We start from the raw sequence: 15,050 nt of genomic DNA on the forward strand, positions 1-15,050 counted from the left end.
CTCGTGCCGGATACGGTCAGGCGATGATGTCGAAGTCTGCTGCGGTGATGTTGAGGCCCTTGTCGACGATGGCAAACAGCATCTGCCCGTATTTCCCGGTTCCATCGGCGTCGTAGTAGAGACGACCGGTCGCCTTGTCGTAGATGATCCGGTCGGATGCGTCGCTGGCCGCGGTGCCGCTATGGAATGCATCCGATGCGAGATCCCCAACCGTGCCGGCCTTTGTGAATATATCCGTGTCGAGCCAGATCGTGTCATCCGCGACGGAGAAATCCGTGATCGTATCCACATCGCCCTTCTTGTTCGGTCGCGTGTCGAACACGAAACTGTCCGCGCCTTCGCCGCCTGTCAGGCGATCGTTCGAAAGGCCGCCGGAAAGGACGTTCGCGCCCTGGTCGCCCGTCAGCACATCGCGATACTGCGAACCGATGAGGTTTTCGATCGAGGTATAGGTATCGCCCTTGGCATTGTTCGTATTGCCCTCCGGCGCGGCGAGGCTGGCAACCACTGCGGTTGTGGCATTGGCGTAGGAAACGGTATCGGTTCCGGCACCACCGTCCATCTTGTCGGCGCCGGCGCTGCTCATCAGCTTGTCGTCGCCCTTGCCGCCGGACATGATGTCTGCGTAACGCGATCCGTTCAGCACGTCGTTGCCGTCACCCCCGATCTTGGGTTCATTGAAGGTCACGGACACTGTGATGTACGACGTCGGACCCGCCTTGATGCCGGTAAAGTCGATCGCAATCTTGTTGTAGTCGAACGAAACGTCCCGGCTGTCGAGGCCGGCAATATTGCTCTTGATCGAGACGCCGACGATCGGAGACAGGTTGTTGTTGATATCGGTAAACACCGGCCCGTTGAAGTGCACAGCGCTGGCGGTATCGCTTGAAGTCGGCTTGTAACCAGAGGTCCACAAGGCATACTGGGTAAACTCGAAGCGGATCGAGTTGTCCTGCAGTTTCAGCTGGAACAGCGACTTTGTATTGACGGTAAGCGCGGCAACCGCGGTGGTGTCAACCACGCTGACGACGTCCTTGTCGAGGGACGGCGTAAGCCTGTTTGGGAACTGATACTCGTAGCCGAAGGGGTTGCCGTAAAAGCCCATGGGATGCTCCGCACGCTCTGAACAATCAGAAATAGCGGAGAATGCTTATTTAAGATTTAAACGATGTATTGGCCGCTGTTCCCGTTGTCGCGATCGCTCAAGGTTGGAAACACCTGTAACGCGGGCCTCACTCTCGCGTGATGAGGGAACTCCCTGTTGCGTCAATGTGTTGTCTCTCCATAACACGGAGAACTAATATGCATATTGTTACGAAGTTTCTGACCGCGTCGTCGCTTGCGGTGGCACTGGGCCTCACCTCGCTTGTCCCGGCGACTGCGGCACCCCTGCCGATGGTGAAGTCGCCTCAGGTATCCGATGTCGAACATGTCCAGTACCGTCGTGACATGCGCGAACGCCGGGAAATGCGTGATCGTCGCGGGTGGCACCAGGGCCACCGTGGATACCGTGATCGCCGTCCGGGCTATCGCCGCCATTCCGATGGTTTCTGGTATCCCCTCGCAGCATTCGGCGCTGGCGCAATCATCGGCGGTGCCGTGACAAGTCGCCCGGCCCGCGCAGGTACCCGTGCTCACGTCCAGTGGTGTGCCGACCGCTACCGCAGCTACCGTGCATCGGATAACAGCTACGTGCCACGTGCGGGCGTTCGCGCACAGTGCAACTCGCCCTACTGAGGGCGTCTAGCCTTTTGAGGTGATGAGGGGCAGCGCATTGAGCCGCTGCCCCCATTTTTGATCCAGGTTCCCTGTTGAATATCTGGATCGAGCTACCATATCTTGGCTACAACATTGTTTTCGTCGGCGACCACGGATGTACTGGCGCAGTGGCTGAGAGCAATGCAGGGAGGTCGGCGCGTGTATTCGCTCCGGCCTTTTTTATTGCCCTGATGGCAGCAGTTCCTTGAACCATCAGCAAATCGATATCTGCAGTAGTTCTTAAACAGAAAAATTCAATCTGCACGACGATTAAAATCTTACACTTTCTCAAAACGTGATATACAACGAATGCAGGTAAATTACTCTCCATTCCACATGGAGACGTGCCATGAAACTGCATTCGATAGTCATGACTCTGGCGTTTTTCGCAGTTCCATCGGTAACGATGGCGGCTGGCCCTGTCGGCATTCTGCGGGATGTGAGAGGCTCAATGCAGCGCATCCAGGAAAGTGGTTTTGCGCTTGCACCTTACGCTTTTGCGAAATTCTGCCGTAGCAATCAGGAGCAGTGCGCCGATACCGGCGGCGACGGGATCGTCGAACTGACCGAGGATCGCAAGGCGCAACTGCTTTCGGTGAATTCAGGCATCAATCGCACCGTCCGTCCCGTCAATGATGCCGACGGCTCCGACGATTGGAGCATTGATGTGGCGTCAGGCGATTGCGAAGATTACGCGCTCACGAAGCGCAAACACCTCATCTCCTTAGGCTGGCCTTCCGGATCGCTGAGAATGGCTGTGGCAAGAACGCGGTCCGGAGAGGGACATGCGGTGCTGGTTGCAAAGACATCCGCCGGCGACCTGGTGCTGGACAACCGGTTCTCCGAAATCAAGCCGTGGAAGAAGACCGACCTGACCTGGATCATGATGCAGTCGCAGAACAGCCCGAGGATCTGGGTCAAGATCGGGGCATCCGACGACCGCCCGACCTTTGTTGCCAACCAATGGTAAACTAGGGTCGCACTCGTCAGCCACCGGCGCGCTGTCCTGATCGATCAGGTCGGACGCCCCGACGGTTACGATGATACCGTATCAGACCACCAACCTTCCCCAGGACCTCGAGACGGAGGCCAGCCTGCGAGACAGCCGGGCTTTAGATCAGGCAGCAGTCGGCGCACGAACGCGCCGCGCCTTCCAGATCTCAAGAACTGGCCGGATACGATCGTGAAATACGAACGCGCATATCAATGCGTATGCCAGAGAGGCCGTAACGCTAAATGATACAGCGACTGATAAGTGTTTGAGATCGAGCTGCCATAGCCATAGAAACCCGGTCAGGGTTGATACGATGGCAATCGCGACAAGCGCCGGAAATGTTGTTTTGATCCCATCAAACGCGTTGATCTCACTGAATCGTTTCTGCACGGCCAGGAGAATAAACAACGCTGTCAGAGAGAATCTCAGGCTGAACATCGCTGCTGCCCAAAAAATCCCGAAATATGCTCCGACTGCAATCATCGCGACATCAGCAAGTGCCTGGTAGACATTGTTCAGGAATGCCAAGCTTGGGTGTCCTGTTGCAACCAGGAAGGTTTGCACTGGCACGACAACCGCAATGAACGGTAGCGCCACCAGCATCAGTGTTATCGTTTCGGGCAGTTGTGGCCACCTGTCTCCAAAAAACATGAAAGCGACATAGGGCGCTGAAAACGCGGAAGCGACAAAAGGTATCGCGGCAACAAGGCCTGTTACCGCGCATGACCTCCACATCGTGCTTATCATCCGGTCACGATCCTCACCCATCCTCGAAAAGATTGGGAGCAGGATGTTGTTGATCGGATTGAGAAACAGGCTTGATGCGAGATCAAGCACCGTGCGTGATAGCCGAAAAACACCCGTCGCTGTCGGTGTCGCGACCAAACCGACCACCACATCGGCAGAGCGCACGTTGATCTGCGTGACTGCCGACATTCCGATTACAGCGAACGAGAAGTTCAGCGTCGACCGCATCGAGATCAGCGTCGGCATGGCCGTTGGCTTCCAGCGCGCCGCCACAACACTGACCATCGCCGCAACGATCGGCGTTATCACGACGACTGCAACGATGCTCCAGGCGCCGAACCCCGAAAACGCAAGCGCGCAGCAGACAATCCCGCCCACAAGCAACCCGGCCGACTTTCGGACCGCCAGTACTTTGTAGGCGAAATCTCGCGCGAGCAGTCCTTCCGGCACGACCGCGAGCGCTGAGACAAGGGGGGCGATCGACGTCACGGCAACCATGGCACTGAGGCCGGAGAAGGTTTCCAGGTGGCGGAGAAGGGCGCTCGCTATCAACAGTAGCGCCGAGCCGCAAAGGCCAAGCAGAAGGAAGAGACCGAAGACCGAATTGACGAAGTCATCGTCGAGCAATCGCCGCTGTATCACCACCTGGCTTCCGGACTGCAGGGTGGACGCGATGATCACGGCCGGCGCGGTTGAAAGCGCTGCGACACCAAACTCATGCGGCCCGAGCAAGGCTGCCGCAATCAGAAACACCACGGTCTGCGTCAGCCGCTCGACGAGCACCTGCGCAAGCGACCAGCTCGTACCCTTGATTGCCAGTTTCAAATAGGACATGTGAACCCGATCGGTGATATTTCGGTCGCGTCATGCGAATGGTCTAGGCTGTGGCCCGGTCGATCCGAGGTTCCACCTTAGGGAACGGGTCGATTTCACCGTCGATCAGGTCCTTCGCCAACTGGTTTGGAATGATCTTCGGAACGCCGCGCGGGATCGCCGGCCCGATCAGCAGGCAGGCAAGCCGCAGCAGGGCAAGCTTCGCCTCGCTCCACCTGTTGAGACATGGATAGAGCACCGTCTTTGCGACCTGCTTGAAGAGTTGCTTTGCATAGGCCTTGTGGAACCCTCTGGCGACCAGGGAGCTGCCGTTGCCAAGCGAGTAGTAGAACGTGCGCTGGACATCGAATTCGGAGTTCAACGGCAAAGGCGGATGGTCGATTTCCAGGCCGGCCAACCGCTTGCCCTTCAGGCCGGCATCGACCAAACGTGCCCCGAGATCGAAGCCCTCTCCCGATCCATGAATGGCGCCGATACCCAGCGTGGCATCGAACTGGAATTTTAAGAACGTCTTGCGGCGAAGCGTCAGCCCCGGTTCCCACATGTTGCCGATGATGGTTTGCCTGTTGATTTGGACATCGCTTTCGATCCGGCTTGCAGCCAGCCGCTTGCCGTTCGAGACGATGTTGCAGGTGACGAAATCGACCGCGCCGACATCGAGAATGGTTTTCACCCTGCGGTAGAAATCGCTCGCGGCCGGAAATGTGTCGTCATCCAGAAACGAGATGAGATCGGCCGTCGCGTGACAGGCGCCGACATTTCGGGAATGCGACGAGCTGAACACGCGCGAGAATATGGTTTTCACACCGTCGATGCCGATCGTTTCGGTCTCGTCGAACCCCTGCATCACGATGATGATTTCAAGCGCGATCGCCCTCTGCTCCTGCAATCGCCGCACCACTTCGCGGGTGCGCGGCAGACGACTGCTTTTCGATACGACTGGAATGATCACGGAGACATCGTACATCGGGTCACCTACGAGCTTATTCTGGATTGGTTCAGATCGGCGACAACGGCTGAGAAAAAACCCCAGGAGCTGATGAAGTACCGTTTGAACAAGCGACGGGGCTCGGTGGCCACTCGCCAGAACCATTCCATTCCAACCAGACGGAAAACCTTTGGCGCTCGAGTCTTGGTGCCGGCTGTGAATTCGAGAGCCGCGCCGAAGCAGAAGGCGTAAAGGTGCCCAAGCGCGGATCTGTTCTGGTTCACCCAAATCTCGGATTTGGGCGCGCCGATACCCATGAACAGATGCGTTGTGCGGTTGTCGCGGATCGCGCTCAGCAGGTCGCGCGTATGAGAGGGTTGTTTTTCAAAACCAAACGGCGGTATCGCGTAGCCGAAGCCGGCCTCCGGGAAGCCACGTGCCGTCATCTGGACTGCCAGCCCGTCCGCCGTCGCCTGGCTCGAGCAGACAAAAAACGGCCGATGGTTCGTGTCTGTCAGGGCATCGAGCAGCTTGGGAAAGAGATCGGCGCCCGGTATCCGCTGCTTGACGGCCGCGCCGCACAGTTTCGCATAGAGAAAGACGGGCATGCCATCGATCGTGACTGACCACGCACTGTCGTAAGCACGTCTGAATTCAGCATTTTTGTACAGGTTGGAGACGTGATCCGTATTCGCAGTGACGACCAGTTTTACCCCGTCCGTCTCGGAAAGGGGAGAAAGAGCCTGTTCTACGAGAGCGTCGTCGGAATATTCGTAAAAGGATAAACCGAATATTTTATCTCTGGACCCAAGTCGATCTTCGGTCATTGCATTTATCTCTTTAAGTGTGTGACGGCTAAAACTTGCTCTGCAATCGCTTTCCAGGAAAAATTCTGATCGACATGGGCGGTCTGCCACCGCAGGATTTCCGCCCGCTCCGCCTCGTCTGAAAGTTTGGTCAGCAGTGCCTTGGCCTGCTCGATATTGCCTGCCTCGAAGGTCTGGCTGACGCCGATCACCATCGGAATGCCGCCCACATTCGAACCGACAGCCGGCGTCCCGCAATAGATCGCCTCGATGCAGACACGGCCGAACTGTTCCCGCCAGTTCTTCGTCGAGAGGCTCGGCAGAATGAAGAGATCGAGCGCGCTGTAAAATGTCCGCAGATCATCCTTTTGAAGACTGGGAAGAACCGCTACCCCTGCCGCAACGAGTGTATCGACCAGATAATCATCTGCGACCGGCCCGCAGGCGAGGATCGTGACCGGGAGTTCCTGTGCAAGCTGCGCCAGGATCTCTATCCCTTTCGGCTGCCAGATCCGCCCGGCATAGCCGAGAACGAGACCGCCCTTCTTGAATGCATCGGAGACCTGCGGATACTTTTGCGCAAGCGCAGAACGTGCCGCCGACTTATCGACGATCGAAAACGACGACTTTGAAACGCCGTTACCGATGGGGCTTGAGATCTTGCTCCGGGGAGCCCCCCGTCTGTGAAGGACATCGGCGACCTCATGGTTCTTGGGAATGATCTTGGTCGCTGTTTTATAGACGAACCGCTCGAGGACATTCCATCCGGAGAGGTTTCCCTTGAGATTGATGGCCGAGCTTTCGATGTACATCGGCCGCCCGAGACGCAGGGTGGCGCTTAGGAACGCGACAAGCGAGTGCGGTTCCTCATGAACGTAGAGAATGTCCGCCCGTCGCGCTTCCCGGTAGAAAGCGATGGTGCTCGGAATGAATGTCAGCCAGTGCGACGACAAGACGGAATTAAACAGCTTCACCGGGAAGCGGAATTTCTCAGGGTCGAACGTTTTGCCTTGAAAGGTTTTTGGCCCCATGACCGTGAGATTGGCGACCTTCGAAAGCTCGACAAATCGGTCATGGTAGTGCGAGTTTCCGGCTTCATGCCAGAGCATGGTCAACTGGTGCTCAGGCATGGGACCGTGCTCCGGTGCGTCTATGGGCCTGGATTTTCGAAAGCAGGTTGGCTGCGATAAAATCCCAGGAATACCGGGCTCTGTAGGCAAGATACGCGCTCTCAGTCGCTCGCGGAGCCGTCATGATCTCAGTCGCGATCTCGTCAGCGCGTGCGCCCGGCGAGACCAGCCGTCCCCATGGCGGAGAAACAGCCCGGTGGATGGCGATGTCGGACGCGACAATGCTGCAGCCCAGCGACCCTGCCTCGACGAGCGGCATATTGAACCCCTCGTCATGCGACAAGGACAGGAACGACCGGCAGTTTGCGTAAAGCCACCGCAACTGGCTGTCGGATATGTCCTTCATCCATCGGATGTTGCTCGTTGGGTCGTTGCTTGCCCGGTCGAGATCGGTGACAATATTCCCCCAACCGCTGCGCCCGACAACGACCGACACGACATTGTGCGGTTGAAGCGCTGCCGCGACGTCGATGATCTTTTCGTAGTTCTTTCGAGGCTCCACCGTCCCCACGCTCAGGACGAAGACTTTGCCTCGCAGTTCCGCGATCTCGGACAGTTCGCCGTCGAACGGCAGCGCGGGGGCATTGCCGATCTCGCTCACATCATGGGAGGGAAAGATCGGACGAAGCTTTGCCGCCGAGTAGCCGGTTGGCGCAAAGATGGCGCGGTATCGGGATGAAACGGCGCGCTCCACATCCCGAAACAGAAGGCGCCCCTTGATCGGCATCTCCTGTCCCCTTGTCCAGGGGAAGTCGTCGTGAATGATGCGATAGAGGGGCAGTTTGGATGATATGGAGAGCGGACTTGCCGGCATGCTCGGAAAGACGGCCGCATCGTAACTGGAAGATGCCAGTCTGAACGGCAAAGTGAGCCAGGCCATCAAAGGATGCCGGCAGAGGACCAGGTTGTCGTCGCTCGAAAAAAACGATGTCGACATGACATAGGCCGTGCTGCCAGGGCAAATTTTCCGGAATGCCTCGAATAGATTGATCCCGTAACGTTCGACACCGGTAATCTCCGGCTTGCGCGTGGCAAGCGTCAGATCGAATATCACTCGCATTCCCACTCCTGCTGTCGCCGGACACCCGCGCATGCCGTCCATCACCGCTGCTAATCAGTGAAATGTCGAGTAGCACGACATCGAATCGTGGTTACAGCATGGATATGCTCTTGCTGAGTCCTCATTAAACAAAACTAATCGCTAGGTTAATCGTATAATGGAATTCAATAAGGGTGTTGTAGTGTGAATTCGCTGAGGTGTTGCACAAAAATCCGTAAGTTGTTGATTGTTTAGTGCATCAATATTATAATAAAATCTTTATTACAGGCGTCTTACATGAATGAATGCTCAAGAAGATCTTTGTTGTTCGGCGCTGGCGCCTTTGCGGCGTCGGTTGTGTCGTCAGGTCCTTCCGTAGGTGCCCGAACGGGAACGTGCCCGCTGATCGGGGTTAACCTGGCCGGTGCTGAGTTCGAGATGATTGGCGGCCGTTGGAAGTGGCCTCACCTGGAGAACCTGAATTATTACCTCTCGCTGGGCGTGAAAGTGTTTCGGATCCCCTTCAAGTGGAACCGCCTGCAGCCCGATATTGCAAAACCGCTTGAGCCGGCGGCACTTGAGGGCCTCGATCGTCTGGTCGGCCGGGCAGTGGGCGATGGTGCGGTTGTCCTCCTGGATATGCATGACTACGGAAGGCGCGATAAGATCGTCATCGGAGACGGCACGTCAGCTGCAACGCTCGAAAGCTACGCGGCGTTCTGGGGCGAGCTGGCACAGCGTTACGGGAAAAACAGCCTTGTCTGGTACGGGCTGATGAACGAGCCGCATGACCAGGATCCCATTCTCAACCTCAACACCCAGAACGCCGCATGCGCCGAAATCAGGCGGCGTGGCGCAACGGGAACCGTGCTGTTTTCCGGCATCGCCTGGACGGGCGCCCATTCCTGGACGAAGACCTCGAACGGCACCGTGATGTTGCAGGCATTCGATCCCGCCGACAATTGCGGCTTCGACATGCACCAGTATCTCGACAAGGGATTTGGCGGCTCCAACCCGATCGCCACCGAAGGCATCGGAAAACGGATCCTGAAAAGCGCCACAGACTGGGCGACCCAACATCGAAAACGCATCTTCATCGGCGAATTCGCCACCGGCCGAACCGAAGGCTCTCTACGGGAACTGCGCGACCTGCTCGATGCCATGATGGCCCGCCCCGACATCTTCCTCGGCGCCACCTACTGGGCCGGCGGCGGCGTCTGGGGCAACACCAACCAGCAAACCGTCGATCCCCCACGCGACAGTCCGGGCGTCATGAGTGAGCAGATGAACCTGCTGCTGCCGTATGTTGGGTGTCGTGGCTAGGCGGGGAGGGGGAGGTGGCCTTCTACGACTTCAGGTTCTCCGGCGAACCAAAGTGGTCGCACGCGAAATCGACAATGAAACGGCTGGTAGTTTGCGCACGCGACGAAGCGAAACTTCGCGTCGCGCTAGTCGTACGACTGTCCGAAAATTACTGGCAGACTAATTATAATGGATGGAAGGAAAAATGGTGCTGCTAGAGAGATTTGAACTTTAGGTTCAATCAGAAAAGACCAGTAAATCAGGCATTCTCGCGGCCAGACTATTCAATTTCCATAGCAATTAACCAGAGCAGACACAAGCGGCTGGTTCGCTGTGTTGCCTACCAAGAACGCTATGGAGACTGCCTGATGATTGCGACCCCCAACGACCCTTTCTCTTTCGCTGGACCAACCCCGACCGTTGCCGAGACGGTGGCGATGCTGAGAGGGAGGCCCGCAACTGCTATCACGTGGGCGCTTGAACACTTGCCGCACCAGATGGTTGAGTTTTTCACTGAGTACCAGGACGATGCAGACCCGTACATTTGGGCGGTGAAGGTGACAGCTTGGGTTGAGTACGTAAACGCACCCGCCTAGCTGCCTCATCTACCAGATGTTGACCCAGAGGCGGCCTACGGGCCGCTTCATGCCGTTAGCCAAGGGAACCAATCATGCACGACAACCGCCCCCTCCAAGCCTACTTTGATGCTGGCAGACACATGATGTCCATCTCGACCGAGCTTGAACTCCCTGTAGCCATTATGGTCACCTTTCTTGGTGCTGCGATGTGGGGAACCAAGCAGGGTCAGACAGCCGTTCCGATGTACCTAGAGGAGTTGGCGGCCGCCACCGGAAAGACTCCTCAGACGATATCCACTCATCTGCGATACCTGGGAAGCCGATACCGGGAGGGGAAGCCGGGGATGGGCCTTGTGCATACCTACGAGCATCCGAGCAACGGCCGCTGCAAGGCCTTTGAACTAACACCAGACGGTGAAGTCGTGGCCGCCCACCTGAAGCATCTCTTTAGGCGTCAGGCTGGTATATCAGCGTGAAATGGGTAGGGCGCGGCGGTAACGCCTTCGTCCATCCCGACCTTCCCAGTCCACTCTATAGGTGCGTACTTGATAGGATTGCGGCAGGAGCCTCCTAATCGAACATGCAATCTGCGTGTGCTTGATAAGCCGCCGCCAAGACCCGTGAGAAAATAAGCGCGTACTTGATAAGTTGGTCCCGCTTCTCGCCACTATATCGATAATTCCCACGTACTTGAAGAGCCGTCGCTAGGCTCGCGTCCCCATCATCACCCGCTTCGACGTGTTGCCCAAACCATGGCTCGCGAACGGCACCTCACATTCCTATGACAGGAGAACACTATGGCCGGTCCCATGACCGAAACGCCCGACGCATCATCACGCTCAGGCACCACCCCGGACGAGGAAATGTTCCTCAAGACCATGGCGGAGCTAGACGCGGAAATACCAGACGTTGATCAAACAGGCATCACAACGGAGCAGATCGAGAAGGACCGCAACTCCGGTATCCTTGGAGCCATCAACCGGGCAATTTCCCCACCGAGGTTCGTTGAGGCGGCCGGTGAAGGTGTCATCGCAGCGGGCATCGAGACCAAGGACTTCCTTTCGGGTGAGGCTTGGCCCGGCGACAAGTCACTCTTCCGACAGGCCCATGAGGACCGATACGAGGCGAACAAGGAAGGCGGCTTCATCACGTCCGCCACCCAGAGCATCTCCCAGATGGTCACCGGCCTAGTGGGTGCTGGCAAGCTGATGAAGCCCGTCAAGTTCCTCCAGCGGCTACGCAATGGCGGTAAGGCTGGGAGGGCGGCCTTTGAGATCACGAAGGGGGCGGCAGCATCCGCAGTCGTCCTCGACCCTCATGAGGACCGCCTCTCAGACCTCATCGAGTCATATCCATCGCTCCAGAACCCTGTGACCGCCTACCTGTCCTCCGATCCTGGAGACAGCGCCGCTGAGGGCCGCTTCAAGAACGCCATCGAGAGTATTGGCCTGGACTTCGCCCTCGTGGGTGCCGTCAAGGTGGTGAAGCTCCTGAGGGCTGGCAAACAAGATGAGGCACTTAAAGAGATCGAGAAGCTGGAGACGAAGGAAGCCGTAAGTGCGGCTACACAAGTTGCCAGCCCGAGGGGTATCACGGAACTCCGTAGTGCCGACATTAGGTCCCGCTTCACAGGTCCAGACGGAAAGTTCGACCAAAGTGCTGCGGCGGATGGCATCGCTGAAGATGTCCAGAAGACGCTTGATGGTGGCGGAACCGTCCAGATGGTTATCGAGGGAAAGACCCGTGACATCACCTCCGTAAGCCGTGGCATGATGATGGACTCCCAGGGCCACCGCTGGGGTGCCGCGCCGATCTACATGCCCTCTCCTGGCGATGACGCCCGTGTCATTCTGAAAGGACCAGCCAGTGAAGTTCCTGTACGGGGTAATACCGTGGGTGAAAGTCCTGAGGTCCCAGCGCAGGGTCAGGCCTCCAGCCTTACGGCACCCCAACGAGCCGACGCTGAAAACCCAGACCTTCTGTCCCCCCGCGAGGTCGATCCCCAGGCCGCGCCGCGAGAAGACGTAACCGAGCAAGTCGGTATCTCCCAGCCCATCGGTAAGAACGGCACCCGGGAACTGCCCTCCGATGTCAAGGAGCCGGGTACCCTCCGCGTCCAGGAGATCACCGACGAGCAGCTTGACGACATCCTCAAGGGCAGCGCCGCCGATAGTGCTGCAATCAAGCAGTATGGTTCCTTTGCGGCAGCCCGTGAGGCTGGCCATCAGTTCGGAAACGCAACGCCTCTCCCGTGGCAGAAGCTTCGCGGCACCACCGAGACCATGACCTTCATCCGCCAGACGGCCAACGTCCTGAAGTCGCGCTATGACGTGGCCAAGGGTGGAGCCAAGATGACGGACGCACGTGTCCAGGGTATCACCAAGGAGCTTGCAGACGTCTTCAATGAAGACCCTGAGGTTATCCTGGGGCAGATCGCGGAGATGGGCAGAAAGGCGTCTCAGATGGTCCCGACCCTGGAAGCCTCCCTCCGTGTGGGCAACAAGATGTTCATCGACGCAGACAAACTAGCCAGCGACATACGCTTAGGGAACCTGGACGCATTCGCGGGGAACGCGGAGGCGGCCAATGCGGAACTCAAGGCCCGTCTCGCAGCGGCCGTGGATGTCATGGCGAATGCCAACTCCATGCTTGCCAACTCAGGCCGCGCCCTCCGCCGTGCGCGTGGCCAGTTCCGCGTGAGGGATGCAGACCTTCAGAACATCAAGAACCTCGACTCCGCCAAGCTCGCAGTCATCATGGAGAAGGCGGAGGGAGACCCACGCAAGATCATGATGATGGCTAACCGCAAGTGGTCCGAGAGGGTCATGGATGAGGCAAGCTGGCATCTTACCAACGGCCTCCTCTGGATGTGGCCTACTCACCTCGTCAACACCACCACCAACGCGATGATGCTTGTTGCCCGTCCCACGGAGAAGCTCTTCGGGTCGGCGGCTCTGAAGCTGGTCACCAAGGACGCAGCGCGAAGGGCGGAACTCTCCACGGTCTCGCGTCAGGCGCTCCGAGAATACACCTACACCATGACCTCACTAGCGGACGGCTGGTTCTCAGCGGTCGAGGCGTTCAAGCGTGGTGACTCGATCCTTGCCCCACACAACACGGAATACTTCCAAGGCGGAGCCCAAGGCATCAGCGCAGAAGTGCTCCCCTGGAAGCCCGTCAAGGGTGTCTGGGACGTGGTACAGAACGCCTATATGTCCGCCAGCTACAGGAACATCGTTGGTCTCCCCACGCGGTCCCTGGGTGCCATGGACGAGATGTTCAAGCTGATGAGGTACCGTGCGGTTGTCCAGTCCAGGGCGGCCGTAGACGCCGCCGAGCGTGGTCTCAATGCGGCCGACACCAAGTCCTTCATCCAGAGGGCAATGGATTTGGCCATCGACCCCGACACCGGACGCGCTCTCGATGCGAAGGCCTTGAGAGAGTCTCAGATGGTAGGCTTCCAACAAGACCTGGACTACGAGACGACGATTGGAGGAAGCATGGGTAGGGCCGCTATCTCAGCCCGTCGCACGGCTCCAGTCCTTTCGCTAGTCCTGCCGTTTGTGAAGACCCCTGTGAATGTCCTCAGGTATGGCATCAAGCTTACTCCAGGACTCAACTTGGCGCAGAAGGAGTTCCGAGATGCCATCAAGGGGAAGGGTGGGGTAGAGGCAAAGGCCCACGCCACAGGGCAGATGCTTATGGGGTCCATGTTCGCAGGCCTTGCGGCATCCATGGCAGCATCGGGAAGGCTGACAGGTGGCGGACCCAGGGACCCAGAACTTAGGCGGGAAATGATGGCGACAGGGTGGAGACCCTATTCCATCGTCTGGGAGGATGCGGACGGAAAGAAGCAGTACCTCCAGTGGCAACGCTTTGACCCAGCAGCGATGGCGATGGGCATCATCACCGACATCGTGGTTGAGAGGCAGATGCACCCGGATAAGGACCTTGAGGACGCCTCTGGAGCCGTAGTTCTAGCTTTGGCACAGAACCTGGGAGACAGGACATTCCTCCTCAGTCTCAACAATGCCATCCAGGCAGCAATGGAGCCAGAGAAGTTCCCCGCTTACGTTGCGAGGACGATGGCGTCTATGCTCCCTGCCAGCACCCTCATGCGCGAGCACAACCCAGACCCTTACATCAGAGAGGCCAGGGGCTTCGTGGACAATCTCATCCGAGGTGTTCCGGGTCTAAGGGAAACCCTTCCAAAGGTCTATGACGTGTTCGGCCAGCCCATGGAGCGTACTTTGGCTCTAGCAGGCACCCAGGACACCGACATTGTTGACGCGGAACATAACCGCATCATGCTTCAGACCGAGAAGTGGATTGGTAAGCCGGACCCAGAGTTCCAAGGTATCGATCTACGCGACGTTCGGCTGGAAAACAGGAAGAGCGCGTATGAAACCCTACAGGAACTCAGTGGCCAGCTACCCGGCAAGAAGCCCCTAAAGCACTACCTCGCCAAGGAAATCCAGAAGTCAGGCTATCAGGACTTGCCGGACGGCGAAGCTGGGGAGAAGGGAACGCGGTTAAACCGTCTTGCCTCCATAACTGGTAGCTACCGCGATGCCGCCAGAGCCGAATTGGTGAGGAGGTATCCCGAACTCCGACCCCTCATCAAGCAGCGGCAGAAGGAAGCGCGTGGTGCGTTCATCGAGAACCGCCAGCGGAGGCAGGAGGGTCAACCTGGGGCTCAAGAATTGCTCAAGGCACTAGGCAGGTAGTCCACTGCACAAGGATCACCACGGGGGCCGCTATGCGGCCTCCTCTCCATCCTCATGAAGGAGACCCATGAACCACTTCAAGAAGATACGGCGGAGCCTGAAGGGCGTGGATATCCACCCTAAGACACGAAGCTGGCTCCACCAGAAGCGACAAGAGGAGATGGACCTGGAGCGGCGACTTGCGGCCCAGATCAAGATGGCGGCGGA

The 15,050-nt window shown here is 57.9% G+C and carries 11 protein-coding genes; 5 read left to right on the forward strand and 6 right to left on the reverse strand.

Going from position 1 to position 15,050, the window contains the following annotated elements; translation table 11 throughout:
- Positions 1–16 precede the first annotated feature (16 nt).
- Positions 17–1,105: a calcium-binding protein gene (locus tag ASF70_RS08490; protein WP_062579011.1), complete on the reverse strand. Its 1,089-nt coding sequence runs from the start codon at positions 1,103–1,105 to the stop codon at positions 17–19.
- 197 nt (positions 1,106–1,302) lie between these two features.
- Here ASF70_RS08490 and ASF70_RS08495 point away from each other — a divergent pair, with 197 nt between their 5' ends.
- Both ASF70_RS08495 and ASF70_RS08500 read left to right on the forward strand, forming a co-directional pair.
- Positions 1,303–1,737, forward strand: coding sequence for a BA14K family protein (locus ASF70_RS08495; protein ID WP_062453869.1), 435 nt, complete (start codon positions 1,303–1,305; stop codon positions 1,735–1,737).
- Positions 1,738–2,107: 370 nt separating this feature from the next.
- Entirely contained in the window at positions 2,108–2,728 is a 621-nt protein-coding gene (locus tag ASF70_RS08500; protein ID WP_244473994.1) for a transglutaminase-like cysteine peptidase, read from the forward strand.
- Between the two features lie 147 nt (positions 2,729–2,875).
- Here ASF70_RS08500 and ASF70_RS08505 read toward each other — a convergent pair whose 3' ends face one another.
- The 5 genes from ASF70_RS08505 to ASF70_RS08525 are packed head-to-tail and all read right to left on the reverse strand — an operon-like array spanning position 2,876 to position 8,257.
- On the reverse strand, positions 2,876–4,333 hold the full coding sequence (locus ASF70_RS08505) for an oligosaccharide flippase family protein (RefSeq protein WP_062579013.1): 1,458 nt from the start codon (positions 4,331–4,333) through the stop codon (positions 2,876–2,878).
- A gap of 43 nt (positions 4,334–4,376) precedes the next feature.
- A complete protein-coding gene (locus tag ASF70_RS08510) occupies positions 4,377–5,300 on the reverse strand; it encodes a glycosyltransferase (RefSeq protein ID WP_062579015.1) in 924 nt (307 codons plus the stop codon).
- An 8-nt stretch (positions 5,301–5,308) separates the two neighbouring features.
- The gene (locus tag ASF70_RS08515) at positions 5,309–6,088 is read right to left on the reverse strand and encodes a WecB/TagA/CpsF family glycosyltransferase (RefSeq protein ID WP_062453866.1); all 780 of its coding nucleotides are present in this window, start codon (positions 6,086–6,088) and stop codon (positions 5,309–5,311) included.
- Positions 6,089–6,093: 5 nt separating this feature from the next.
- A complete protein-coding gene (locus ASF70_RS08520) occupies positions 6,094–7,197 on the reverse strand; it encodes a glycosyltransferase family 4 protein (protein WP_062579017.1) in 1,104 nt (367 codons plus the stop codon).
- Positions 7,190–8,257, reverse strand: a complete 1,068-nt coding sequence (locus tag ASF70_RS08525) for a glycosyltransferase (RefSeq protein ID WP_062579018.1) — start codon at positions 8,255–8,257, stop codon at positions 7,190–7,192. The genes ASF70_RS08520 and ASF70_RS08525 overlap by 8 nt, the downstream gene beginning before the upstream one ends.
- A gap of 417 nt (positions 8,258–8,674) precedes the next feature.
- Here ASF70_RS08525 and ASF70_RS08530 point away from each other — a divergent pair, with 417 nt between their 5' ends.
- From ASF70_RS08530 to ASF70_RS08545, 3 genes are all read left to right on the forward strand, one after another.
- The gene (locus tag ASF70_RS08530; RefSeq protein ID WP_062579021.1) at positions 8,675–9,559 is read left to right on the forward strand and encodes a glycoside hydrolase family 5 protein; all 885 of its coding nucleotides are present in this window, start codon (positions 8,675–8,677) and stop codon (positions 9,557–9,559) included.
- Between the two features lie 649 nt (positions 9,560–10,208).
- Positions 10,209–10,592: a hypothetical protein gene (locus ASF70_RS08540; protein ID WP_062579025.1), complete on the forward strand. Its 384-nt coding sequence runs from the start codon at positions 10,209–10,211 to the stop codon at positions 10,590–10,592.
- 321 nt (positions 10,593–10,913) lie between these two features.
- Positions 10,914–14,843: a hypothetical protein gene (locus ASF70_RS08545; protein WP_062579027.1), complete on the forward strand. Its 3,930-nt coding sequence runs from the start codon at positions 10,914–10,916 to the stop codon at positions 14,841–14,843.
- Positions 14,844–15,050 lie beyond the last annotated feature (207 nt).

Source organism: Rhizobium sp. Leaf321, from assembly GCF_001423215.1.
Taxonomy (GTDB): domain Bacteria; phylum Pseudomonadota; class Alphaproteobacteria; order Rhizobiales; family Rhizobiaceae; genus Neorhizobium; species Neorhizobium soli.

Coding starts and splice junctions, on each gene's coding strand:
- ASF70_RS08490 (WP_062579011.1), bottom strand. CDS start 1,105: ATGGGCTTTTACGGCAACCCCTTCGGCTACGAGTATCAGTTCCCAAAC.
- ASF70_RS08495 (WP_062453869.1), top strand. CDS start 1,303: ATGCATATTGTTACGAAGTTTCTGACCGCGTCGTCGCTTGCGGTGGCA.
- ASF70_RS08500 (WP_244473994.1), top strand. CDS start 2,108: ATGAAACTGCATTCGATAGTCATGACTCTGGCGTTTTTCGCAGTTCCA.
- ASF70_RS08505 (WP_062579013.1), bottom strand. CDS start 4,333: ATGTCCTATTTGAAACTGGCAATCAAGGGTACGAGCTGGTCGCTTGCG.
- ASF70_RS08510 (WP_062579015.1), bottom strand. CDS start 5,300: ATGTACGATGTCTCCGTGATCATTCCAGTCGTATCGAAAAGCAGTCGT.
- ASF70_RS08515 (WP_062453866.1), bottom strand. CDS start 6,088: ATGACCGAAGATCGACTTGGGTCCAGAGATAAAATATTCGGTTTATCC.
- ASF70_RS08520 (WP_062579017.1), bottom strand. CDS start 7,197: ATGCCTGAGCACCAGTTGACCATGCTCTGGCATGAAGCCGGAAACTCG.
- ASF70_RS08525 (WP_062579018.1), bottom strand. CDS start 8,257: ATGCGAGTGATATTCGATCTGACGCTTGCCACGCGCAAGCCGGAGATT.
- ASF70_RS08530 (WP_062579021.1), top strand. CDS start 8,675: ATGATTGGCGGCCGTTGGAAGTGGCCTCACCTGGAGAACCTGAATTAT.
- ASF70_RS08540 (WP_062579025.1), top strand. CDS start 10,209: ATGCACGACAACCGCCCCCTCCAAGCCTACTTTGATGCTGGCAGACAC.
- ASF70_RS08545 (WP_062579027.1), top strand. CDS start 10,914: ATGGCCGGTCCCATGACCGAAACGCCCGACGCATCATCACGCTCAGGC.